The 25,448-nt window shown below is 46.4% G+C and carries 22 protein-coding genes; 9 read left to right on the top strand and 13 right to left on the bottom strand.

Annotated elements, in window-relative coordinates; all coding sequences use genetic code 11:
- Window positions 1-306: 306 nt before the first annotated feature.
- Window positions 307-774 (top strand): MarR family winged helix-turn-helix transcriptional regulator, encoded by a 468-nt coding sequence (locus MKX74_RS03020; protein ID WP_018887400.1) that lies wholly within the window; start codon window positions 307-309, stop codon window positions 772-774.
- 113 nt (window positions 775-887) lie between these two features.
- Here the strand turns inward: MKX74_RS03020 and MKX74_RS03015 are convergent, their stop codons facing one another.
- From MKX74_RS03015 to MKX74_RS03005, 3 genes are all read right to left on the bottom strand, one after another.
- Window positions 888-2,414 (bottom strand): MDR family MFS transporter, encoded by a 1,527-nt coding sequence (locus MKX74_RS03015; RefSeq protein WP_051421269.1) that lies wholly within the window; start codon window positions 2,412-2,414, stop codon window positions 888-890.
- A gap of 192 nt (window positions 2,415-2,606) precedes the next feature.
- Entirely contained in the window at window positions 2,607-3,185 is a 579-nt protein-coding gene (locus MKX74_RS03010; protein ID WP_341177470.1) for a GNAT family N-acetyltransferase, read from the bottom strand.
- A 414-nt stretch (window positions 3,186-3,599) separates the two neighbouring features.
- Window positions 3,600-3,899: a hypothetical protein gene (locus MKX74_RS03005; RefSeq protein WP_018887403.1), complete on the bottom strand. Its 300-nt coding sequence runs from the start codon at window positions 3,897-3,899 to the stop codon at window positions 3,600-3,602.
- A 241-nt stretch (window positions 3,900-4,140) separates the two neighbouring features.
- Between MKX74_RS03005 and MKX74_RS03000 the strand changes: the two genes are divergently transcribed.
- Window positions 4,141-4,620 (top strand): GAF domain-containing protein, encoded by a 480-nt coding sequence (locus MKX74_RS03000; RefSeq protein ID WP_018887404.1) that lies wholly within the window; start codon window positions 4,141-4,143, stop codon window positions 4,618-4,620.
- A gap of 313 nt (window positions 4,621-4,933) precedes the next feature.
- Here the strand turns inward: MKX74_RS03000 and MKX74_RS02995 are convergent, their stop codons facing one another.
- Complete coding sequence (locus MKX74_RS02995) at window positions 4,934-5,944, bottom strand: MerR family transcriptional regulator (protein ID WP_341177469.1); 1,011 nt, start codon at window positions 5,942-5,944, stop codon at window positions 4,934-4,936.
- Between the two features lie 367 nt (window positions 5,945-6,311).
- On the opposite strand from MKX74_RS02995, the gene MKX74_RS02990 reads away from it, so the two are divergent.
- From MKX74_RS02990 to MKX74_RS02965, 6 genes are all read left to right on the top strand, one after another.
- Window positions 6,312-6,890, top strand: coding sequence for a hypothetical protein (locus MKX74_RS02990; protein WP_341177468.1), 579 nt, complete (start codon window positions 6,312-6,314; stop codon window positions 6,888-6,890).
- A 227-nt stretch (window positions 6,891-7,117) separates the two neighbouring features.
- Window positions 7,118-8,656 carry a flavocytochrome c gene (locus MKX74_RS02985; RefSeq protein WP_341177467.1) on the top strand — a complete coding sequence of 513 codons (1,539 nt, stop codon included), beginning with the start codon at window positions 7,118-7,120 and terminating at the stop codon, window positions 8,654-8,656.
- 398 nt (window positions 8,657-9,054) lie between these two features.
- Window positions 9,055-9,243 (top strand): hypothetical protein, encoded by a 189-nt coding sequence (locus MKX74_RS02980; RefSeq protein ID WP_341177466.1) that lies wholly within the window; start codon window positions 9,055-9,057, stop codon window positions 9,241-9,243.
- Complete coding sequence (locus MKX74_RS02975; RefSeq protein ID WP_341177465.1) at window positions 9,224-9,823, top strand: ECF transporter S component; 600 nt, start codon at window positions 9,224-9,226, stop codon at window positions 9,821-9,823. Before MKX74_RS02980 ends, MKX74_RS02975 begins: the two co-directional genes overlap by 20 nt.
- 2 nt (window positions 9,824-9,825) lie before the next feature.
- Window positions 9,826-11,520, top strand: a complete 1,695-nt coding sequence (locus MKX74_RS02970; RefSeq protein ID WP_341177464.1) for an ABC transporter ATP-binding protein — start codon at window positions 9,826-9,828, stop codon at window positions 11,518-11,520.
- Window positions 11,495-12,283, top strand: coding sequence for an energy-coupling factor transporter transmembrane component T family protein (locus MKX74_RS02965; protein ID WP_341177463.1), 789 nt, complete (start codon window positions 11,495-11,497; stop codon window positions 12,281-12,283). The genes MKX74_RS02970 and MKX74_RS02965 overlap by 26 nt, the downstream gene beginning before the upstream one ends.
- Before the next feature lie 167 nt (window positions 12,284-12,450).
- Here the strand turns inward: MKX74_RS02965 and MKX74_RS02960 are convergent, their stop codons facing one another.
- The 8 genes from MKX74_RS02960 to MKX74_RS02925 all read right to left on the bottom strand — a co-directional run bounded on the left by MKX74_RS02960 (window position 12,451) and on the right by MKX74_RS02925 (window position 21,230).
- Window positions 12,451-13,638, bottom strand: a complete 1,188-nt coding sequence (locus tag MKX74_RS02960) for an aminotransferase class I/II-fold pyridoxal phosphate-dependent enzyme (RefSeq protein ID WP_341180507.1) — start codon at window positions 13,636-13,638, stop codon at window positions 12,451-12,453.
- Entirely contained in the window at window positions 13,631-14,569 is a 939-nt protein-coding gene (locus MKX74_RS02955) for a D-alanine--D-alanine ligase (RefSeq protein WP_341180506.1), read from the bottom strand. Before MKX74_RS02955 ends, MKX74_RS02960 begins: the two co-directional genes overlap by 8 nt.
- A gap of 130 nt (window positions 14,570-14,699) precedes the next feature.
- Complete coding sequence (locus MKX74_RS02950) at window positions 14,700-16,190, bottom strand: aminotransferase-like domain-containing protein (protein WP_341177462.1); 1,491 nt, start codon at window positions 16,188-16,190, stop codon at window positions 14,700-14,702.
- Window positions 16,191-16,297: 107 nt separating this feature from the next.
- Complete coding sequence (locus tag MKX74_RS02945) at window positions 16,298-17,101, bottom strand: VanW family protein (RefSeq protein WP_341177461.1); 804 nt, start codon at window positions 17,099-17,101, stop codon at window positions 16,298-16,300.
- 393 nt (window positions 17,102-17,494) lie between these two features.
- A complete protein-coding gene (locus tag MKX74_RS02940; protein ID WP_341177460.1) occupies window positions 17,495-18,160 on the bottom strand; it encodes an ABC transporter ATP-binding protein in 666 nt (221 codons plus the stop codon).
- 9 nt (window positions 18,161-18,169) lie between these two features.
- Window positions 18,170-19,453, bottom strand: a complete 1,284-nt coding sequence (locus MKX74_RS02935) for a hypothetical protein (protein ID WP_341177459.1) — start codon at window positions 19,451-19,453, stop codon at window positions 18,170-18,172.
- Entirely contained in the window at window positions 19,453-20,442 is a 990-nt protein-coding gene (locus MKX74_RS02930) for a hypothetical protein (protein WP_341177458.1), read from the bottom strand. The genes MKX74_RS02935 and MKX74_RS02930 overlap by 1 nt, the downstream gene beginning before the upstream one ends.
- A 218-nt stretch (window positions 20,443-20,660) precedes the next feature.
- Window positions 20,661-21,230: a hypothetical protein gene (locus tag MKX74_RS02925; RefSeq protein ID WP_341177457.1), complete on the bottom strand. Its 570-nt coding sequence runs from the start codon at window positions 21,228-21,230 to the stop codon at window positions 20,661-20,663.
- A 12-nt stretch (window positions 21,231-21,242) separates the two neighbouring features.
- On the opposite strand from MKX74_RS02925, the gene MKX74_RS02920 reads away from it, so the two are divergent.
- On the top strand, window positions 21,243-22,199 hold the full coding sequence (locus tag MKX74_RS02920) for an IS30 family transposase (RefSeq protein ID WP_028591466.1): 957 nt from the start codon (window positions 21,243-21,245) through the stop codon (window positions 22,197-22,199).
- 1,204 nt (window positions 22,200-23,403) lie between these two features.
- Here MKX74_RS02920 and MKX74_RS02915 read toward each other — a convergent pair.
- Entirely contained in the window at window positions 23,404-24,804 is a 1,401-nt protein-coding gene (locus tag MKX74_RS02915; RefSeq protein ID WP_341177456.1) for a transcriptional regulator, read from the bottom strand.
- Window positions 24,805-25,448: the final 644 nt, after the last annotated feature.

Here is a 25,448-nt window from a genome sequence, read left to right as displayed (position 1 = left end):
CACTTTCCCCTCCACATTCAAGATTTCTTATTATTAATATAACCACTTCCAGCCTTTTCATAATGGCCTGATCATGGTATCTAGTTTACGAGGTTGATTCGTGAGGTCTGAGCAAGAAATTTTGTGAGGATTAAGTGAAATATTGATTGTCTTTTAAAATTGAATAATTAAAAATACAGTTAGTGTGACAAACCTCATGTCGCGATGTTCGGCTGTTCCTGTACACTTGTTTCATGGGCATGGTTGCCCGGTCACTATGGATCGAGCGGTCGAGGACCCCAAATTCATATCGAAGGCGGAATGAATATGCTTGATACCCCAACGCTGCAGACGCAGCAATCCATGCATCTTCACAGTGTGTTCTCCAAATCGTTCAAGAGTATAAGCGAACACGCAGTGACTGGAATTAAGACAGCGGGCTTCAATCCTACGGCATTCGCCGTTATGGAAGTACTGTATCATAAGGGACAACAGCCGATTCAGCAGGTTGGCGCGAAGTTGCTGCTACAGAGCGGTAATGTCACCTACGTTATTGATAAGCTGGAGAGCAAAGGCTATCTGTATCGTCAGCCGTGTCCACAGGATCGCCGGATTATCTACGCTGATTTGACCCCAGAGGGACGAAGAGTCATGGATGAAATCTACCCTTCCTACACCAGACAAATTGATAGGGCTTTCAGTGGGATTAGCGAGGACGAGAAGGAAACTCTCATTCGTCTCCTGAAAAAACTGGGACGCAGCGCTGAGAATCTGGCTGCAGGCTCCCATAAGTAAGCTAGTACCTACCATCAAGAAGGTGGATACCTTATCGGTAACTGCACACAATGTCCTGCAACATGAATAGACCACAGCGTGGTATCTCGCACGCTGTGGTCTTATTTTGTGTCTCAGGAGCCAGCCTCGGCAAGTCGCTTGCGGAACAGCATAACAGATAACCATCCTGCTACTGCAATCACCAGCATGATCCAGAATAGCCCATGAATGCTATCTCCCAGCACATGTCTAAGCAACTGCGCTGCCTCATTGCTAATCCCTCCACCCGAGTGTGCGGATAATAGACCGCTGATGTCCTCCTGGGTAATTCCCTTCTCCAATAAACGATCATCCATCGTATTGCGCATAATACTATAATTCAGCCAAGATCCGAACACGGCCACACTCACCGTCTGGCTCAAGGTCCGCAAAAAGGTATTCAGTGCTGTTGAAGCCCCCCGTAGTTCGAAGCCCACAGCAGACTGGGCGATAATCGTGAAGATCGTCAGTGAGAAGCCAAAGCCCAGTCCATAGATAAATGTGGCTCCATAAATGATTCCCATCGGGGAGCTCTCATTAGCCAGTAGCATCATGAAGGAAGCCAGAACAATGAAGCATAACCCCAACAGGGAGGTGAAACGTGGTCCCAGCTTCACTAGCAGCCTCCCCCCAAATACCGACCCGACCAACCAGCCAACGGACATCGGTGCGAGCGCTAGCCCTGAAGCGGCAGCATCACCGCCTCGTACACCCTGTACCCACAATGGCAAATAGGTTGTCAGGCCGATCAGCAGGGCACTCACGAGAACGGAGGCGATGCTCGCTACAGCAATATCTCGAATATTGAACAGCTTCAACGGCACCATAGGCTCCTCAGCACGCCGCTCAATGACGAAGAACAGCACTAGGAATACCAGCGCTCCCAGCAGCAGAGACAGCAGCGGAACGGACGTCCAATCCATATATTGCCCGCCCATCGTAAGCACCAGCAGCAACGACGTCATACCAATCGTAAAGGTTACCGCCCCTGCATAGTCGATCTTCGCCTTGCGACGAACCGAGCCCTCCTGCAGATAACGAGCAATGAAGAAGATCGCCAGCAGACCAAAGGGAATATTGAAGCCGAAGATCCACTCCCAGCCCGCGTAGAGTGCAACGTATCCACCCAGAATAGGCCCCAGCAATGAGGAGATACCCCATACAGAGCTGATCATTCCCTGTACCTTCCCCCGCTCCTCAATCGAGTACATATCGCCGATGATCGTGAAGGTCACTGGAATTACGGCCCCAGCACCGATACCCTGTATGGCCCGGTATACAATGAGCTGCTCCATCGTGCCCGCCAGACCACAGAGTAGAGCGCCCAGCACGAATAGCGTGCAGCCAATCAGGAACACGGGCTTACGTCCGAATAAATCACTTAATTTTCCGAAAATAGGCGTCGTGACCGCCATCGTCAATAGGTACGCGGTGAAAATCCAGCTCAGCAGACTGACACTCCCCAGATCACTTACAATCGTGGGTCCAGCAGGTCCGATTACCGTGCCTTCAATCGCAGCGAGGAAGGTCGCTAGCAGCACGCCGATCAGCACAAGCCCACGCTTGGTTGATGTCGGAATGCTAGTTGATGCCGGAGTGCTAGTTGATGCTTGATTATTCATGACTTCAGAATCCTCTCTTGCTCTCATATAATCCAATAATTCAACAAACTGATCATTCAACAAACAGATAATCTGACAATTTCAACGGCCTGTACAAGCCTTCGAAAGCTGAAAAAGGCGGACCTGACGGACCGCCTGACAGTACATGTTATATTGTCGATCGGGGATGAGCTTTTGTCAATTACACAATTACTATTTTGCTGCGGCTTTTCGCTTCGTATAATCCTCATACAGCAAGGAGTAGATGAGCATGTCCGTATATCCCGCAGATGTATACTGCAACTGACGCAGCAATCCCTCGCGCACCCAGCCCATAGACTCCAGGAGCTTCTGGGAAGGCTCGTTTCGCGGGTCTACAAGTGCCTCCAGCCGATTGATCTTCATCTTATCAAAGGCAAAAGCGTACATGAGCTCCAGCGCCTCGGTCATGAAGCGTTGCCCCCAATACTTACGGCCTAGCTCATAGCCAATCTCGGCCTTGAAGGCTCCGTCTAGCTGCCAATTGTTCAGTCCGCAGCTCCCAATGATTTTTCCGCTGGATTTCAGTTCAATTCCCCAGCGAAGTGCATCATCAGTTCTGGACAAAGCATTAAGCAAGTCGATCATTTCCTGAACATCATCCGGTGAAGACATCGCTGAGATATTCATATAACGTGTCACCTCAGGGTCCGACCAGATCGCAAAAATATCCTTAACATCCTTCGTGTCCATACGGCGTAATCGAAGCCGTGGACCCTCAAGCACCGGGATATTTCCATTACAAGTATACAATGAATTCTACCTCCTGAATGTACTCCCTATGGTTAGCGCTTCCACATCGCTACGGCCATACATAATTTAACCATACAGCTCTAATAAAGGGCAACTTATTAGGGCAATATAGAGCTATAGAACAATATAGGGCAATATAGGGCAATATAGAGAAATATAGAGAAATATAGAGGAATATAGAGGAATATAGAGGAATATAGAGGAATATAGAGGAATATAGAGGAATATAGCGCAAATATTAAATAGCGAATACTCGGCTGCACGCCAAATACACCCCCAGGAGCAGACAACGGATGCCAAGCCTCCTGTTCCCTGTCCCCACGGATGTATAGTGTTCATTTCAACAGATTAAATCATGATTCAACGGATGCCTTTGTGCCAGACACAGATAAATATCTGGAATGATGAGCTATCCTAATGCTGCGGCTCCTTCTGTGCTTGCTCCGTCACGACATCCTTGCAGAGCGTACTTAGCTGTACACGGATCTCCTTAAGCTCGACAATACCTGCGCCCGTAATACTGAATTGATCACCATGAGCCGTCAAAAAATTCTCTTGGGTCAGATGCTCCAACTCCTGCTTGATTTCTCGCTCCCCTACTCTGTAGCCACGGCTCTCAAGAACAGGCTGCAATTCACCTACCGACAAATTTTGCTGTTGGGCAAAATGAAGCATATGAATACGGATGAACAAATTCTGAACCTCGGCGTGCATAGCAACACCCCTTTCCGGCTAAAGCCTTCAAGATATGGATGTATTACCCTCAAGCGCCGGAAGATAAACAAGCCAGCAGCCAAATTTCACCTGCAAGGAACCTATATGTAACTCTTGACTCCATGTATGATTCCGGTATATCTTAAATTAATTAACCGCTGGTAGATGCAATTTTAAGCTTCAGAGTCGGGAGCGGCTCATGGAGCTTATGCAAAATGTCCACAGGCAGGAGAGTGAAGGTATGTTTCAAGCAATCCCTTATGAAGGAACACGCAGTGAGCAATTCGCTTCTGCACTGAACCAACTGAAGGCTCTGATTCATGATGAACCGAATCGAGTGGCGAATCTGGCGAATGCCGCATCCTTGCTTAAGCACTTTATGAACGATGTCAACTGGACCGGCTTTTATCTCTATGATGGGCATGAGCTGGTATTGGGTCCCTTTCAGGGACTTCCAGCCTGTATTCGCATTCCACTGGGACGCGGTGTATGCGGTACAGCCGCTGAAGAACGCCGCACTGTAGTTGTAGAGGACGTTCATTTGTTCCCAGGACATATCGCCTGTGATGCTGCTTCCAATAGTGAGATCGTCGTTCCCTTAGTCAAGGACGGTGAATTGATCGGAGTGCTGGACATTGACAGCCCGCTTAAAAATCGGTTTGATGCCGAAGACCAGGCTTTCCTGGAGCAATTCGCAGAACTGCTGATCGAGCAGCTGTAAATCTGTAGTAACTGAAGTAGCACATTAGTAACTGTAACCGTAGTAACACATTAGTAGCTGTAACTAGTCTTAGTTACTATAGTAGGTACTGTAGTAGCTGCAACGCCCGCGCCTGACAAGGTTAGGTGCAAGATCATGACAAATCATACTGGCACAGCTAACTTTGAATAGCCCTGCTCCCGTTACTGGTGGCAGGGCTATTCAATGACAGGCTATCAACAAAAAAAACGCTCCCTACCGCGAGCGTCTAACCCAATTTATATACCATGTCCCTATTAACCTCGATACTTTATCCTGAGCTAGTCTGCACCTGCTATTTAAGCTCGCACGCAGCAAGGATCTTCATGCCGTCTCGTAAGAATTCTGCCAACCTGGGATGATATTCACGATACATCGTATGAAAATCCTCATGCTCCACATACAAATCACCCAGATCGCTATAGATCTGTGCTGTAGGTGTATAGAAGTGGCTGATCCACTCCAAATGGCGTCGTATAATCGCCTGCACTCTCTTGCTCCCCGGCTCCTCCCCATCCTTGATGGCGGCGATCAGCTCACGGTGGATCTCCTCAACCTCTGCTTGAGATTGCAGATACTTTTCCTTCGGCCATGCCTCTGGGTGCTGAGATTGCTCTTTCTCCTCTCGATCCTCATGCTCCTGTCTTACAGATGCTGAGAGATTGACCGATCTGTTCTCGATCTGTTCTTCAGACATCTGCCCCTGACCTCGCTGTCTTGCACGATCCACAGCCTTCACACCACTCGTCTTCGTAACTGTCCTCTTCGTATCTGCCGTCCTTGTATCTTCCGTGATAACTTCATGTTCTGACAATTCGTCATACCACCCCATGGCACTAGGCTTCACCTCAAGCGGCTCTACTTCACTGTGATGAAGCTTTTGCTGGGCGCTATACTGGTTCGACTGATGCATATTGTTCCAGCCCTGCTGCAACTGAAGTCCGCTGAACAGCTTCCGATGCTCCAACGGGAATTCACCATTCAGATGACTCAAGGTTAGATCAATGGTCTGAACAAGCTGATGCATTCGCTGAGCCTTCTGCATAATCCTGAGCCTATGCTCCAGCAATACATCAGTCGGAGCCTCCTCATAGCGATGCATCCACATCGCCAGTTCCTCACCTGGCATGACCAGCTCCTGACAGATCATGAGATGCTGGAGACACAATAACCCCCGCTCATCGTAATAATGAACTCCATCCTTTGAGACCAGAGACGGCTTTAACCAGCCATTGTGTTTGTAGCGGTTCAATTCCTCAAGCGGCATTCCCGACATATCGCTCACTTCCTCCAATGTATAGGCCATCTCGATACTCACCTCCCTGTATTTCCTTGTATCTGTTTGTACTATTTATATATTTTTTATTGTTTGTATCTGTTTATATAGCCTGACATATCTGTATAGTCTGTCTTACCCCTATAATTTACAGTCCATCTCCTACCACTTGTTCATTGATTCCATGGTTTGAATACGGATGCGGGCGTTGTAGACTTTGGTACCTTCCATTACCCCGATAGCACATTACGAACCAGCTTTGAAGCGCTACCTTCCACTCAAGAAAATAGAGGATGCTGGTGAATTCCTTGCCAGAAAAGCGAGACCCATCTGGATGTTATGCGTATTATCAAGTAATATATGGTATTTTTTTAGCTAATTACAGAGGAGGGACACCATGAAGAGAAATTCAAGGAATAGTACGTGGTACATAGTCACAGCGGTACTTGCTGTTATGCTGTTGGCAGGATGCAAGGATGCTACAATTCCATCTTCGAGTGATCCAGTAGCAGGGAATGAAGCTGCTCCCGAATCAACGTTCAGTGAGGAAATGGTACAGGAAGCTATACAGGCAGCGGAAGCCTACAAGACCAAGGAATATTCTGTGACCGCATCAGAGGATATGCTGTCTGACGATTCTATCTTGGCGCGCACGAAAGAGATGAAGCCTTACTTCACCGAGCATTTCTCGGAAAAGGCCCTAAGAACTCGCTATACTGTCGTTCCATTTCACGCTGCACATATACGAAACACCTCCCTGCACCCGGAAAATTTGAGCTTCTCCATATCTGCCCGCGAGGAGAACATGATTGATCTGATCTATGAGGTTGATCTCGTTCTAGGAGATGACGTCAGCAGCGACAGTGAACGTGTCCCGATGCAGGGAACACTAACGCTATCCTATGAAGAGGGAAAGTGGCTGGTACAGGAGGATCATTTTGATTCGGTTGCGTTCAATGACTTAATCTCGAAATAATTGTATGGAATTCGCCTAGAAACGTACAGGCTCAGACTATAATCTATTGTATTCCAGCTACTCAATTTCTCCTTTTGCCATAAGACGGATTGTAACGGCTAGCGCATCTTTTCCAGAGAAACTATCGGAAACTTCCTTGACAGTCCGTCGTTAACTTTATTACTATAGCATTTGTGAAATAATGCACAATAATATTGTGAAATGGTACACAAGGGGGAAATACAGAAATGAAAAAGAACACAACAGTACTACTTACTCTCCTTCTATCCATCGTTCTTGTCATTGCAGGATGCGGAAATAATGGTAGTAGTAATAGTGAGAAAAAAGCAAATGAAGGTCAAAGCACAACCGAGGAGAGAAAGACGGATACGGTGTCAGGTGCGTCACAAGCAAGCTATACACCAATTGATCAGTTAAAAGATAGCTATGATATTATTATTGTTGGTGCTGGTGGTGCTGGTATGACCGTTGCATTGGAAGCAAAAGAAAAAGGAATGAACCCTGTTATTTTCGAAAAAATGCCAGTCGCTGGTGGTAATACAACAAAATCCTCTTCAGGGATGAATGCTTCTCAGACCAAATTCCAAAAGGAACAAGGCATTGAAGATAGCAATGATTTATTTTATGAAGAAACATTAGCAGGTGGACATAACACCAATGATAAAGAAATGCTACGTTTCTTTGTAGATCATTCTGCAGATGCAATTGATTGGTTAGATTCGATTGGAATCCGATTGAACAACCTTACAATAACAGGCGGTATGAAAGAAAAACGTACACACCGTCCTGAGGATGGTTCAGCAATAGGTCAGTATCTAGTTGCTGGGTTGGTTAGAAATGTACATGAAAAAGAGATTCCATTGTTCGTCAATGCGGATGTAAAAGAAATAACGCAAGCTGATGGTAAAGTAAACGGTGTTAAAGTATTGATTGATCAAACCGATGAAAAAGTAATTACTGCAAAAGCCGTTGTTGTAACGAGTGGTGGTTTTGGTTCTAATGCGGAGATGATCTCCGAGGTTAGACCTGATCTCAAAGGCTTAGTAACAACCAACCAAATTGGTAGCACAGGCGACGGTATTAAAATGATCGAGCAGCTTGGTGGTACGACTGTAGATATGGATCAAATCCAGGTTCATCCAACTGTACAGCAGGATAAATCGTACTTAATTGGTGAAGCTGTACGTGGTGAAGGTGCACTCCTTATTTCCACTGAAGGTACGCGCTTCGTGAACGAATTGGATACACGTGATAAAGTAACCGCAGCAATTAATGCCCTACCTGAGAAAGCAGCTACATTAGTATTTGATGCTGGCGTGAAATCTCGTGTGAAGGCTATTGAGCAATATGACAAGATGGGCTTCGTCGTGAAAGGTGACACGATCGAGGAGTTAGCAAAAGCCATCAACGTTCCAGCGGATCCATTGAAAGCAACTATAGACACTTGGAACGAAGCAGTGAAGAACAAACAAGATGGTGAATTTGGCAGAACAACAGGTATGGATCATGACCTATCTGCCGCACCATACTATGCTATCAAAATCGCTCCTGGGATTCACTACACTATGGGTGGTGTAAAGATTAACACCAACACAGAAGTGTTAGACAAAGATGGAAAAGCCATTGAAGGCTTGTTCGCAGCAGGTGAATTGACAGGCGGCTTGCATGGTGAAAACCGTATTGGCGGTAACTCTGTTGCTGAGATTATTATCTTTGGACGTCAAGCAGGTATCAAATCCGCTGAGTTTGTACAATCAAAGCAATAGGTAATAGGTTTATCTAAATAAATATACACATAAGCATTTTGCATAAATCCTAAGAACGACTTCTGACCAGCAATATATAGATCGAAATGATTTTATTCGTCTATATATTGTATCCATGAGAGATTGGAATCGAATTATGCAAAATGCTGACATAAAAGATGCAGGCTTTAGATTGATCCCTCTAAAGACCTGCATTTTTTATATAAACTCCAACTACTAAGTTCCTATTTTTTCTATAAAAGGTTATTGTCAGCTTAACGAATGTAGTGTACATTAATCTATGATTCCAATAAGAAACGGGAGCTTGATGAAGTCAGGCTGAGAGGGTGGCCGTATGCCGCCGACCGTGAAATCTGATCTGGGTAATGCCAGCGTAGAGAAGACCAAATGCAGTCGGTATGTATTCAAGCAGACCTGCAGATGGAGTAGACGCAGCCGATGCGTGCTATTTCCTGACGCCGTCTAGCAAGAGTCATCTGACAGCAAATGAAGTTCATACTGCGCAAGCTACCTGCCCGGATCGAGGCAGGTTTTTTTATTTTATTAACGGGAAGGAAGTTGAGGCTCATGACAGCAATTATTTCTAAAAAAGGTTCAGCTCTCAAGCTAACCGACATTCTGGTCACAATCGTCATCGCAGTGGTATTCGGTATTGTGTACAAAATCTGGGGCCCCGCCTATGACATGGTCAAGCCACTCGGCTTGCACGCAGAGCAGATTACCTATGGCATGTGGTTCATGGCAGGAACGTTCGCCTATCTGATCATCCGTAAGCCGGGGGTGGCTATACTTGCAGAAGTAGCTGCTGCAACCATCAGCGCTTTGTTAGGCAGTGAATGGGGAATCTCCACCTTGTATTATGGATTGGTGCAGGGGCTGGGAGCAGAGCTGTTCTTTGCCATGTTTCTCTACCGAAAAAACAATCTGTGGGTGACCTGCTTGGCCGCAATCGGCGCGGCAGCCGGATCACTCCTGCTTGATTTTCACTATGGATACATCGAATCCTTGACGGCCTGGAACTATACGCTCTTCATCGGTCTTCGTCTGCTTGGAAGTATCATCATTGCAGGCATCTTCGCTTATTATCTGTCGAGGGCGCTTGAGCTGACTGGAGTGACCCAATCACTCCGCCCGGCATCTCGTGAGGACTATGAGGCTTTGAACTGAGTATGGCTCTTTCAGGGCGTGCGGGGCACGTAGAACATGAGGAGCATTGGGAACATGTGGCGCATGTAGAGCATAAGGATCATTTGGAGCATGTGAAGCATGTGGAGCATCTGAAGCATCTGAAGCATTTAGGGCACACTCCCGATATCGCTGCGGGTGTTAGCAATCTGCGACTGAAGTTCCCAGGAGAACAGGAGCTACTCTTTCAGGGCTTATCCCTGTCCGTTCGCAAAGGGGAAAAGCTATTGCTGCTCGGGCCAAGCGGCTGCGGCAAATCAACGCTGCTACAGGTACTGAGCGGCATGATTCCCCGTTCCATTGAGGTGCCGATGAAATGCGATGAGGTCATCATACCTGAACGTTCAGGCGTGGTATTCCAGGACCCTGACACCCAGTTCTGCATGCCCTTTGCAGATGAAGAGCTGGCCTTTGTGCTGGAGAACCGCCGCATTCCGCGCGAGGAGATGCCATCGCTCATTCACGACTGTCTGACACAGGTCGGATTGGCAGAAGAAGTAGCTAGAATGCCTATTCAGGCGATGTCACAAGGAATGAAGCAACGGCTGGCTGTCGCTTCTGTACTCGCTGCAGAGGCAGAGGTACTATTTCTGGATGAGCCTACCGCATTACTGGATGAAGAAGGAACCCTTCAGGTCTGGGACACGATCAGGAGCATAGCTGCGGATAAGACTTTGATCATCGTGGAGCATAAGATCAGTGACATTATTCAACTGGTGGATCGGATTGTCGTACTGTCTCCCGATGGAGAAATCATCGCCGATGGAATTCCAGAAGAGGTATTCGCCACCTCTCAGGATACGTTGAGAGCGTTCGGCATTTGGTACCCTGGGGTGTGGAGTGAGGCGACCTCTCCGCGGCTGTCAAACGATGCAGCAGCAGATGCGAATACGAATACAGACACGGATACGGATTTAAATGCATGTACAGATATAAATAAAGATATGGATACAGAGAAAGCCCACTGCGTAGCCAATAGACACCAACGTAATGAGAATTTCTATTGTAATGGTGCCTCTTCAGTCATGGAGCTAGACAACTTTGCGGGGCTGCGTAGTAGAACAGAAGTCATCCGAGTGGAGAAGGCTCAGATCTTTCCCGGTCAATGGATTGGGATCACCGGTGCCAACGGAGCGGGCAAAAGCTCCCTCTTGCTGTCCATGATGGGTCTGCTCAAGACGACGGGACGGTACGAGATATGCCATCGGCCTGCAGGTAAGACAGGACAACTGGCAGAGCATATTGGATTTGTATTCCAGAATCCCGAGTTCCAGTTCGTCACCAATTCGGTGTATGAAGAGGTGGAATATTCGGTACTCTTCGATCTTCCGAATCCAGAGCAGCGGAAGTATACGGTGCAGCAGCTCCTGGCCCGATTCGGCTTGCTATCTCTGGAGCACAGACATCCTTATCAGCTATCGCTCGGGCAGAAACGCCGCTTGAGTATCGCCACCGCCATTATTCGTGAACCTAAGGTGCTACTGCTAGATGAGCCTACCTTTGGTCAGGACGCCCGCAATACCTTTTCTATTCTGGATTTGCTGGAGTCGCTTCGCAGCGCTGGAACGGCAATCATCATGGTGACTCATGATGCTGAGGCGGTCCGCCGCTACTGCACGGATGAATGGCGGGTCCGACATGGGAGGGTTGAGCATGCAATTAACTTTTCCTCATCATGAGACCTGGCTGCATCGGGTTAACCCGGGCTTGAAGCTGCTCGTGTTCGCCCTTCTCTTTCCAGCGGTGATCTGGATTCACAATCTGAATATCATGATTAATCTTGCTGCAGGAATGCTGCTGTTGCTCCTATGGTCTGGACATCCATGGAGACGATTGCTGCTGTATGCTTCCCCATTCATCCTGATCTTTATCTCCACATCTACGGGGATGATGTTCTTCGGAACGGGAGAGACAACTTGGTGGAGGTGGGGACTCGTGCATATTACGGAGGAGAGCTTTCTACGTGGTATTCACTTGGGCTGCCGCGCCCTCTGTATGGCAGTTGCTGGACTGCTGTTCGGTCTGACGACGCGACCTGTGAGACTGTTCTATTCCCTGATGCAGCAATGGAGGCTTCCCCCAAGGTATGCATACAGCTTTCTTGCGGCTATGCGGATGATTCCTATGCTGCTGGACGAGTTCCAGACACTCCGGCATGCCTTGTTAATCCGGGGCACGGGACGCCATGTCAGCCGTTGGAATCTGTACGCCCATATCAAGATGTATGCGATCCCTCTACTTGCGCAAAGTATCCGCCGCGCGCAGCGTACAGCCATTGCCATGGAGGCCAAAGGACTCTCAGATCAGAAGCGCACCTATTATTATGTAATAGGTTACTCGCAAGCAGATATCTGGCTGGGCATCTATTTTACGGGGGTATTTGCGGCAGCGATCTGGACGGGGAGCTTGTTTCCGTACTTCGATGCTCTGGATGTTCGATAAGCATGACCATGATGCGCGCATTCGCACCATACGATTCATGATTAGGGTCGAAATGGTTGCAGCTATGAAAAGAAGACCGCCAGATGACACCTACACAGGTAGGACTGGGCGATCTTCTTTGTGCTTGAAGGAAGGATGCTCATCACAGCACTGGTAACGCATATTCTTCATCCAACAGGCTGCATGATCTGCATGAAACGGCTCATCCGCTCCAGTGCCTTCTCCAGATCGACGAGTGAGGTTGCATAGGAGCAACGAATATAGCCCTCACCGCCTGATCCGAATACATGCCCAGGTACGACAGCTACCTTAGCCTCCGTCAGCAGCCTGAGCGCGAACTGCTCCGATGACATACCCGTATCCGCAATAGAAGGAAAAGCATAAAAAGCTCCCTCTGGCTCGTGACAGGATAGCCCGATTGCATTCAGACCCGCGACAAACAGCTTGCGGCGTTCATTGTAGCTAGCCATCATCTCATCCTTGGTAGTCAGCCCATAACGCAGAGATTCAAGCGCAGCAATCTGGGCAATGGTAGGTGCGCACATAGCTGTGTACTGGTGGATTTTTAGCATGCCTGCAATCAACTCACGCGGACCACACGCATAACCTACTCTCCAGCCCGTCATAGCGAACGCCTTGGAGAAGCCGCTAATCACAATCGTACGCTCCTTCATTCCTGGCAGAGCAGCGATGCTCACATGCTGTCTCCCATAAGTTAACTCGGCATACACTTCATCCGAGATAACGACCAAATTATGCCGGATGACCAGCTCTACAATCGGCAGCCAATCCTGCTCCGTCATTACTGTACCCGTCGGATTACATGGATAATTAATCATGAGTACCTTTGAACGCGGAGTAATGGCGGCCTCCAGCGCTTGCGGAGTCAGCTTGAACTGCTTCTCTGCTGTAGCTGCCACCTCTACAATAACTCCCCCATGCAGATGAGAGATGGGCTCATAGGCAATATAGCTTGGTGATGGAATCAGCACCTCGTCACCCGGGTCAATCACGGTCCGCAGCGCCAGATCGACGGCCTCACTGCTGCCCACGGTCACGAGGATCTCGTGTTCAGGCTCATAGGACAGCGCAAAGCTGCTGGACAGATATGCTGCGAGCTCTTCCCGCAGCTCTAGCATGCCTGCATTCGAGGTGTATTTCGTCCGTCCATCGCGCAGGGCCTGAATGCAAGCCTCGCGTACCTTCTCCGGGGTCACAAAATCAGGCTCTCCGACCCCAAGCGCGATCGTATCCCCTCCTGCTACATTCAGATCGAAGAACGCACGAATGCCCGATGGCCGAATATCCCGTACACGTGAGGATAGGAAGCTCCCTGTCTGCTCTTCGTTACACATGCTGGACCATCCCCCATTCCTGTGTTCGCTCATGAAGTGAGCTCATAATAATACGATCCAGCAGCTGTGAAAAGTTGATTCCCGCTGCGGCTGCGCTTTTCGGTAACAGGCTGTTAGCCGTCATTCCCGGTAAAGTATTCACTTCCAGCACGTAAGGCATATCCTCACGCAGAATCATATCGACCCTGGCATAGACCTTGCATTGCAGTTGGCGGTAGCTGGTTAGTGCCGCCTCATGTACACGCTGCTCGATCTCGTGTGGAAGCTGGATGACCTTCTCCTCCGCACCACCAATCTCATATTTCGCTCTATAATCGAACCACTCCGAATGAGCTGATTGAATGCCGATGATCGGCAAGACCTCACCATCCAGAATCGAACAAGTAAGCTCGGTGCCTTGAATGTAGGGCTCAATCAGGATTGCCTCTCCCAGACTCTCCGCCTCCTGAACGGCTGGCAGTAGCTCATGTTCATTTCGCACGAGCTGGATACCAATGCTGGAGCCTCCTGTATTCGGCTTTACAATGACAGGGTAGCCTAACTGCTCTACTGCCTGTGGATCATACTCGTTCATCCCTTGCCAGCACAGCCCCGACGGGGTATTTACACCTGCTACCTTCAGCAACTGCTTGGAGAGCTGCTTATTCATGCATAGGCTGCTTGCCAGAATACCACTGCCTGTATACGGAATGCCCAACGTCTCAAGGGCTCCCTGCACTGTGCCGTCCTCTCCATATTGCCCATGCAGCGCCAGTAGCGCTAGATCGATCCCTGTCTGCTGTACCTGCGTGATCAGATCGGAGCGTTGCCCGATCACCAAGGGCACCACGTCATAACGACTACGATCCAGATGCCTGATCATCTCTTGACCCGTCTGTAGGGACACCTCACGCTCGGAGGATACTCCACCCATTATTACGCCGATCTTCATCATGACACTCCATTCTCCCCTCATCTCGTTGTGTGGCACTTCCTGACTTCGTAATAGGAGGCTATGCGAGAGGAAGCCATGTGATGGGTCCCTCTCGGTTGCTGCTGCTCCTCAATTTGTGTATATAACTTTACTTCCCGAGCAAGCGACGTGCCTGCTCACCGATCATCCGAAGCCCCTCTTCAATCTGCTCATCCGTTACTCGCGAGAATCCTAGCCGCAACGTGTTCTCCCCCTCGCCTGCTTGCACGAAGAATCTGTCCCCTGGCGTAAAAATAACCCCTTGCTCTAAGCAAGCCTCCAGCAATTGACGTGTATCGAGGCCAGCCGGAAACGTAAGAAACAGATGTAAGCCCCCATCACCAGACAGTTGGGCCTCTGGAAGATGCGTCTCACAGCATGTCTTGGTCCATTCATATTTGCGCTTGTATTCGGCACGTGCTTTTTTGACATATTTATCGAAATTTCCGTTCAGCAAATATTGATATAAAATCGATTGGTCAATCGTTGATGTATGAATGGTACGTGCCCTTTTCATGCTCTCCAGCGTATCAATGAGCGCCTTGTCAGCCAGCACCCAGCCTACTCTTAGACCTGGGAACAATACCTTCGAGAAGCTACCGATATAGATGACTCCGTTCCCCTTCCCTGCTGTTGCGATTAATGGAGCCACATGTGCTCCTGAATAACGCAGCTCCTCATTGAAGCCATCCTCAATCACTGGGATCTGGTAGCGCGTCAGCAATTGCATCACCGCACTACGCTTGGCGGGTGACATGACGATACCTGTTGGATTGTGATACGAGGGTGTCAGATAGGCAAGATCGAACTGTTCGGTCTGCTGCTCCAATACCTGCTCTAGCTGATCCACATCCAGACCGTCGCGCTGCATCGGAATGCCTGTAATCTCAAAGCCATGCAGCCTCAAATTCTTGATCGCCGTATGGTGGGTCGGATTCTCACAGATGGCCGCCCCACGGCCCACCGTAGGACGCAGTGCCGAGAGCACGATGTCGAACCCCTCGGTGAATCCGCTAGTAATCAGCATATCCTTGCCGCTCAGATCGACGCCCTTATTCTCCATATAGCGCATCAGGTAATCCATTAACGGCTTGTAGCCCTTGGCGTAGCCATAGTTGAGCAGCACCTGCCCCTCGATGGCCATCCGGTCCATGAAGGCACGCTTCACATCGCCCAGATCGAACAACTGCTCATCCGGGGCAATGCTTGTGAACGAAATCGTGCCTTTGGGTGCACGAATGCCCTTCTTCATCAGGTCCAGCTCTACGGCTGCGACAGCATAATCGTTCATTCTGGACTTCCAGTCCATCTGCCAAGCTGCCGTGTCATCAGCCGCTCCTTGAGCTGCCGCCGACTGGCCTACCATGGCTGCGACATAGCTGCCCTTGCCGGGAAGGGCATACGTATAACCGTCATCCTGCAAGTCTTCATAGGCTGCGATGACCGAATTGCGGCTCACCTGCAGCAGCGTGCTCATTTCTCTCGTGGAGGGCAGCTTCTGGTTCGCTTGGAGTGATCCTTTTATGATTAAACGTGTGACGTATTCTTTCACTTGTAATGCGACCGGGCGGTCTCCGACCAGCCTGAAATCCTGGAACATCCTTTATCGCCCCCAGCTATAATGATGGCATACTAGACAGGTGAAAAAAAGAACCACCCTGCTGGATTTTTCATCCTGCGGTGGCTCTGGTTCTTCTATTATAGAAATTACAGCGGTGACTCTAAAAATGGCTGATACATCATAAGCGCATGATTCCTAGTAACTAACTCATCCGATACAAGCTCTTGATGCAGATTATATTTTCTTTTATATATCATATTAGTTCTTACATAGCCACCCCAGTATTCTTGGGTGATCTTATGATCTCGTTCGTATATTTCATAAATGTGGGTCGGCTTCGCTGTCGTTCTCCACTCACCGTACAGGTACTCCTTGTCGATGTCAATGACTAGCTGGTAGGGCTGATCTGTCGGGTTGTAAATTTGCAAATCAAGATAATTATAGGAACACGTGGCCCCACTACCAAATGGCTGTGTCCGGTTCGCATCAGGGAACACATCATAGCTGTGTCTGTGTCTTTCGGTCACGACCAACGGCGTGTGCAACGTAATCCAGTAAATGAGATTGGATAACTGACAAAGCCCTCCCCCCACACCAGGCCTGAACGTCCCGTAGAATAACGTCATTCCTTCCACGTAGCCTTTTCTTTTGGTAGGCTTGCCGATTAGCTTCCAGTATGAAAAAGTCTCTCCCGGAGCGATCGTGATCTTATTTAGCTTTTGCTTGGCGATCTTCAGATTAATGATTTTGTTGTGCTGCAGCCACATATCGACCTCTTTAAGCTTTCTTAGCAGAGGGGTCTGGTGTGTAAAGGTGATATATGGGAGCTTTTCATTTTCTATACGAGAAGCAAACTTTACATGTCCAAAATGCCATTTCAAGTATCTTTTGAACTTGAAGTAACATGATCCAGCTAGAAGTCTAAGCCTTGATCTTTGTTTGGGTTTCATGATATCCCCCCACGGTGTGTAGAGTGTGATTATTCAAACGAAGGCGTAAAAGATCGACAATCGACAATGACCACTTTAAACCGAGCACTTTTCAAAAGTGTGACTATTACCTTGACCAGATTAATGTGGGTGTAGAGCCGCTGCAAGCGGGGAGCCCTGTCGACCACGGTTAAGCTTGCTGTTCTTTCGAATACAATGGAATGCAGATGAACAGCAAGCTTAAAGATGGGCACTCCGTTTCTCTAGGGCTTCCCCGCTTTCCGCTTACCACGCTCTCTTCAGATCGTTCAAATCCACAATCGTATTCAGTCAAAACGGCTGGAATCAAAACGTTGCAGGGTTTCAATCTATGTAGCTGTGGAGAATTTATCCATATAATGTTACGCGATAGGCCTAAGTCAAATCAAGAAGTCCATCGTATGTAAGCTCCAGTACCCTGTTAGAATGGTAAGCAACATGTTGACTATGCGTAGCAATCACTGCCGTGGCTCCTTGCTGACATAGCTCTTGAATTAATTGGATTACTCTGGTAGCCGTATCATCATCAAGCGCACCTGTCGGCTCATCTGCTATGATCAGCTCGGGTTTTTTTAGCAAAGCTCGGATTAACCCAACTCTCTGAATTTCTCCCCCTGATAACTTGCCCGCCTTCTGCTGTAACAAAGACGTCATTCCAAGCCTATCACATAAATTCATCATGTATTCTATTTGCTCACTGCTTTGCTTACCATTTCCTACCCAAATCGGTATGCAGATATTTTCTTGTACTGTCAGTCTTGATATAACCGGGCTTTGTTGAGGAATGTAACCGATTAGATTACTACGTATCTGAGCTTTCTGCTGTGCTGTTTGCCTGGTCATCTCAATCCCATTTAGCAGATAGCTCCCTGTAGTTGCAACCTCCAAGCCAACCAATATATTTAATAGCGTGCTTTTTCCGCTACCACTTTTCCCTTTAATAGCTACACATTCACCTGTTCTAGCCGCCAACCGAACCTTCTGAAATATTACCTTTCTGCCAAATGCCTTGTCCATCTGGTCTAATTCAATCGTCGCCACAAGCTACACTCATCCCTTCAATTGTTGAATCATGTCGATCCGAGCCAAGACCCGTCTGGTACAAAGAAGTGTTATTCCTGCTAATATACCAACCACCAGTAACACCGACAGAATGTAGGCTAACAGTATAATCCATGCCTGTTGCCATACAAGTAAAAGTAGCAGCATTGGCAGCACACTCCCCAGCAGCATCATAATCACCAACTGCACGACAACTATGTGGGGAATATTCTGCAGATGGTATCCACTGATAAGTAAGACTGCATAGGTTTTTTGACTGTACCGAATGTGTATAGCTATTGTCCATAAATACAGCAACAAGATCAGGACAAAAGCTACAGCTACAGTTACATACAATAAATTTCGATTCTGGTCTGTAAGTTGAATTAACACGCCCAAAACCCCACCATCAGCACCGATGATAGAATAATCATAGAATTTCACCTCGTTGGAGATGGTATCCATAATACGTTGCACTTCCTGTGGCTGTGCGGCTGTAAATACAAAGCCATTAATCGAACTAAATAATGAAGCACGTATAAATGGCGTATCTTTATGACTACGTAGTAAATCAGGCGTAATCTTGTCAAACTGTAGTGCTGGCATGATGATATAACGATCAATCAATGTCTCCTGAGATCTCGCACTAACAACCACCTGAGAAGGGTCAGTAAATCCAATAACCTCCCCTGTAAAAGGCTCATTATATAGCATCAGAGAAATCGTATCGCCCAGTTTGTAGTAAGATTCCAACTCAGCGCCTAATATTAAGGGGATTGTCTCTTTAGAACCGTCATATGTATAATCACTATCCTGGAATCCATGACCAGAACTGATCCTGATTTGAAAGATATCAAACGAACCCTGATTCATCTGCAAAGACTTTATATTTCGGTAGGTAGCCCCCCTGTAAGTCTGTGAATCCTGTGATTGGCCTAATTCATAGTAGGCTTCAAAAATCTCATCACCTTTAAAATCCACAACATTGATTGGCTGCCAGTTAACAACCGCATATTGAAAGCGCGGCTCTGTCTTCAGATGATCACCAAAATCTTTGAGAATGCTGTAGCTGTCTTGTTGCTGAAAGAACAACCTCTCCTTGTCATTGAACAGGTTATCTGCCAACTGATACAGGTTTTTATCCTTAAAAGCTGAAGTAGCCTGAAGCTCAATCCGAGACTGGAGGATATTCAACAGCATTAGAAGGACCAGCAAGAATAGTATGGCTGCTAGAAAAATATGAAGTAGGTGAAAGCTTTTATGTCCTTTGAATAACAAATAAACCATCTTCATCAACGAACTCTCCTTGACCTTGTACTGTACCAACATGTTATAACGAAGGTAATAAAGATGATAAGTAGACTAAATACACCTACCATATACCATGATTGAAGCTGCCAATGCCTACTCCATACCTGCACGAGTGTCTGGAAGATTGAGGTGCAAAGTAACACCAATACAAAGCTTGCTCCAATTAATAGAGACAATTTATAGACGAGCATATGCATGTACATCTGCCAAAACGTACACCCATGTTCATTGCAAATACGAATGAAAGCTCGCTCCTGTCTCAGCCAATATAGCATGATCAAGATTGATACACAGCTCGTAAATACTAATACTACCCATAGGAGATGTACCAGCCATTGATTGGATAACAATGCATACGTGCCTTTGAATTCGGTATGTATAAGTTCAATCGGATTGTGGTTGGAAAATGTTTGAACTAGATCCATCGTATTAGAGTTAGGAGAACTCATAACAAACAACTCACCATCTGCGAGTGACACCTTATTAGAAGCTGGAAGCAGCCACTGCTGGGTACTTAATTGATAATCAGCAGGAATATCAAATTGTCCTGCAAATACATAACCTTCAGGAATAATTTGAGGATTCACTTTATCACCAATTAACGCCTTTCCTAATCGAGCTTCTGTATTCCACTTAACTATCTCATCCGGTCGATCAGACTGGCTCTGCAATGGTGGAAGCTTGATATCACCACTTATTCGCACTATTTTTAGTTGCGGCTGGACAGGATTATACTGCATCAATAAATAATCCTGTTCAGGAAACCTTAGTGGTTGATGGATGCTCGTCATTCTGAACGTGATGGATTGCTTACTAACGTAGCCGTTGTGTAGCATATTGAGATTATCTATATAGGCAAGAAAGTAAAATATCCCTACAGACAGCATCTGCAGAGCTAAAAACAAAATATAAAATCTAGCATCCATTCCAAGACGAAAGAACCGGCGCTGATTGATCTGAGATAATGACAATTTATCGCATCCTTAACCATGTTTAGCTATCTACATTTTAAAAATGGATAGTCGGAAATTCAGAAAAAGGGTAACCCCTTCATTGAGTTTGTTTAAAACTATGTATGTAATAATATGACGAAGGGGTACATTAAGGGTATGATCATCAACATAAAATCAGTCTAATTCTTCTTTTTAATTTATATTTCTAATCGATCAACAAAATACATGCTATACTATTATCTACCATAATATGATTTTGCTTTTAAATAAAGCCCTCGAAATTCTCCATCTACATCTCCACTGATTGCAGTTGTTTGGTCCATTCCGTAAACTCGTCCACTACTTGCTTGGACATTACCATTGTATTTATTTTCGTATTGCGCAACAGTGTAATGATATGCATCTGGCCATTCTGTAGTTGCAACAATGTACTCACGTATAACAGAGGCGCCTGCAGAATACGATCTAATATCAGCTTTATGCCATTTAGGCGCCGCACTTGGTGCAAAAGGAGTAATTGCATTGGGACTAATTGCAGGTTGAATAGTAAAATATCCTTCGTCTTCACTCCAACCACCATACACTCCTTGTAAACCTGAAGTTTGTCCTAAGAAAGTTCCTTCTGCGGCATTAGTAACACTACCAATACTAAAAAGACTTAGTGCCAAAATAGGTACAGCTAATAGCAATCTTTTTTTAAACGACGGATTGTAATATGAAGTGCGACACCTACTGGAAATAAATATACCAAAGAGCCCATGGCCGGATTCGTGTAGAATGAAGGTTCCTACACCACATTCACACAAGGAGAATCCACCATGAGCTACACACATCTTAGCATAATCGAGCGAAGCAAGCTAGAAATCCTCCACCAGCAGGGGAAAAGTACCAGAGCGATTGCCAAGGAACTTGGCAGACATCATGCCACCATTGGCCGTGAACTCCGCCGAAATGCAGCAGAACACCCGTACTGCGCGGAGAACTCGCAAGAGGGCTATGTCCAGCGCCGTAAGGCGTCAGTTTCCGGAGGTAAGTGGAATCTAGAACTGGCGAGTCGCATCGAAGAAAAGCTTCAGGCGACCTGGTCTCCGGAGCAAACCGTAGAGCGATTGCGTCAGGAGGGTCAAGCGATGGTATGTTTTAAAACGATCTATCGCTGGCTGTATACAGGCCGTTTGGTAAAAGGCGTGCTTACGGTTTTACGGCACAAAGGTAAACGGCAGAGACCTGCAGAGACACGCGGCAAGTTCGCTGTGGGTAAGGCCATCTCTCAGCGTCCGAAAGTGGTTCGTTCCCGGGAGACCTTCGGCCATTGGGAGCTCGATACAGTCGTCTCAGGCCGTGGGAAAAGCAAGGGCTGCTTGGCCACGTTTATCGAACGCAAAACCCGCTTGTACACCGCCATTCGGATGCCAGACCGTACCGCGTTGTCCATGGAGATTGCCTTTGGTGTAGCGGCCTCACAGTATCCTACCCATGCATTTCAAACCGCTACCGCAGACCGTGGCAAGGAGTTTGCCTGTTACGCCAGCTTGGAAGCTACTCATGGCGTACAGGTGTATTTCGCAGATCCGTATTCCTCCTGGCAACGCGGCTCGAATGAGAATGCCAACGGCCTCTTGCGAGAGTTTTTCCCCAAGGGGACCGATTTCGCGCAAATCACGGATGAAGCTCTGGAAAACGCTCTGCACTTGATCAACCAAAGACCACGTAAATGTCTGGACTGGAGGACCGCTCACGAATCCTTTTCAGAGGAACTGTCGCACTTGGCTTGACAATCCGTCAAACAAAATCCCATCTCCTTTTTATTGATAATTTGTAAATAAATTTACATCAGAAATATACCATAAATAGATATATTTTGTAAATTATTTCTTTTTTTGAGATCGTAAGTTTATTTTTCAGGTATATCTGTTATTAATTTTTTTGTAATCAATGAACCTATCATAGTAAGGAGGTTATCTTTGCACTCAAAATTATCCTTATTCCAAAATTTGTAGTATCCATTACAATTTGTGTACCCACTGGCGCTACACTCACGTCTCATTCCTTGCATATATTTTAATTGGCTTATAAGCTAGATTTAGTGGTTTTAACTGACAGCAGTAATCTCATCTACTCTTTCCATAATCCTGCTTTTCGCCAAACATCCACTAAAAAAACGCGCACTGACTCTATGTCAGATTGCGCGTCTCGGAATATTGTAACGACATCTTTGTATGATTCTATCGATATATAACATCCAACTTTCACAGCCAAATGCCGTATTCCACCCGATTTGCATAATTCGTGCAGTTTTCAGCTACGACGTGAACGGGGTTCCACCCTCGAAAGTCATGGCCTCAAGCACTACTCTCCAGTCAAAAGACTCATACCTTCGATTGGAAATATCAGTGCATCTTATGTTCATGTATAGATTAGATTTCAATCCACGCACTCGTACTGAGTGCGACCATAGAAGGTGCTGGAGAGGCTCTGTTCACTCGAATAATTTCAATCCACGCACTCATGTAGAGTGCGACAGCAGAAAACAACGTAAAAGAGTTGTTTCCATCTCTTATTTTAACGTAAACCCGAAAAAATAAAACGCAACTCATACTTTCAACTCGAAACCATTCACATTCCATACACATTCGACTCGATTTCGACAAAATCTGAGGTGAGAATCTCCCGGGGATTTCATGTGAGCTTGGGGTTCGCACCAGATGTCTGCACCCTCATTTTGTAACTTAAGCTCCAAAAGACTAATCCATCTTATAGGCGAAGGAGCCTTCCTAATCCACCAATCGGATCGGGAAGGCCCCTTCTCTGCATTACAACTCACAAAGGAGCTACAACACTATATATTGAGAAATCCATCATTTAAAATGTTACATCCCGCCTGTATGTCCCTGTGGTTGAATAACTATAGGCGATATCGGCTGCTCTCCTGGAACTCCTGGGATTAGTGGATTTATGAAGCATACCGCCATAAAGCAACTAATTAAAACTATAGAAGAAACCATCCTTTTCATCATGTTTAACCCATACCTCCTTGATGATTTTGTTAAACTGCTTCTGTGTTTCGGGTGTAGAATAATCACGATAATACTCAAATAGGCCCATAGCACTTAGTATCAGTGATCTATTATTAATAGTAACAGATAATTCCAAACATAGAATTAAAGATTTAAAGCCATACAAATAAGAACCACGTCCGAAACGATATTTTGCCGTTTTATACCAGAACCTAGCCATTTCATCTGGTAATACATTTCGGGTGTACACGTCATCCGATTCCTGATCCCATGAGTCCATGACCCGATGTTCAAAACGCTCAATAATGGAGTCTATATCTACGTTATGAAGCATAGCCACTTCTAGAACATTTATCAGTTCCACGAAGATATTGTCCTGTTTGTTCTCAATATAATCTACGTACTGATGGAGAACGCTCATATCGCCTGACATAAGTTTATTCACACAAGCATTAATTTCAGCCCATTCGCGGTATGTTTGTATCCAATGCAGAGCTTCAGAATCTTCTTCCTTTACCCAACTGAGGTCACCATATGCCTGAATATGACGTGCGCCCTGCTCATAGTCTCCACGCTCGTCACAGGCGCTTGCAGATAAGTGGTCCGAATATGCTATATACGTAAATAGTGGCTTGCTGAGTTTATTGAATGCATCATTGTTTTTCCGGCCACTCTGATGCTTCAGCCTATACTGGATCTTGGCTTTCCGTCCCATGTTCTGGGCTAATTCAAACACCTTATCCCATTGTCCTATAGCACGGTAGAGATTGGCGAGGTCTTTCAGTGCGTCCAGTTGCTCGATCTCCTCCAGCCGTTCGGCATACGGTTCAAATTCAATTGCTGCTTTCATATTTTGAATTTGATCATCACCAATGCGCATCTGAAACAATCTGTAGTGGCAAGTAGCTAGACGTTCAGAATGCTGGTTCTTCTCGCTAAAAGCAACATTTCTATAGAGTAATGCTGCGGCTTCGTATTGCTTTTGCTCAAAAAAATCTTCTGCCAGGTCGAAAACCAACCCTGCATAATATGTAAAATTGTCCATCAGTAGAACTACTACTTGGGCTATACAATCCAAACGATTCAATACCGCACAGCGATTAAGAAAGGATTTAACTCTCCTCCAATCCAGAGATGTATCAACGATATAATCTTGAACATATCGGGTGTAAAAATAGTCTTCCGGTTTCCCCATCCCTGTTGTTACGCAATCCAATTGGTGTACAGATAGAGCACGATTACTAGTCAAAATACTACTTACTGTTCCTGGATTCAGCCCGGTAGCAGTAGCGAAATCACTCGTTTTCATATTATGAACCTGTAAATACTCATTAATTTCTGTCCGAATCGTGGGTGTATGCATGAGATACCCCTCTCCGCAATTACGTTTTTATGGTTTTATGGAATTAATATACACAAGTACTTTAATTATATCACTAGTATTCTCAAAACATAATATTCCATTAATAGAAGACATTTAAGACGACTAATGAATAAAATGCAGACACTTGATTAGATCATGCTCGAAACCATGATTTTGCAGAAAAGAAAAAGAGTGGCCCCACAATAAGGGCCCTCTTACTTCGAGTTTTAGCTTACCCGTTATTTCTGGTATCCAGTAATTGTGTGCCGGAGAGTAATGTTATCAAGACTGCTAGTCCGTTAAACGACGAGAATTCTGGAGCTTAACAAGCTGTATTAATTCATGAGATTATACAGAGTGCGACTTCCACGCCTCGTCAGAGGGCAGAAGCAGCATATATATTTCAATCCACGCACTCATACAGAGTGCGACCTCCAAGCAGCCATTGATCGCTATACCAGTAAGTATGATTTCAATCCACGCACTCATACAGAGTGCGACAGCGGAAAACAACGTAAAAAAGGTGCTTCCACCTTCCATTCTACCGCACTTTCGTACAAATGAAAGGTATAGAGGGCTTTTTCCACGCCACCTGTTCACACCTTATTCACATTCGACTCAGTTTCGACAAAATCTGAGGTGCG

Origin of the sequence: Paenibacillus sp. FSL K6-1230 (genome assembly GCF_038002385.1) — a bacterium.
In the GTDB taxonomy this organism is placed as follows: Bacteria; Bacillota; Bacilli; order Paenibacillales; family Paenibacillaceae; genus Paenibacillus; species Paenibacillus massiliensis.
This window is presented reverse-complemented; position numbering and strand designations above follow the sequence as displayed.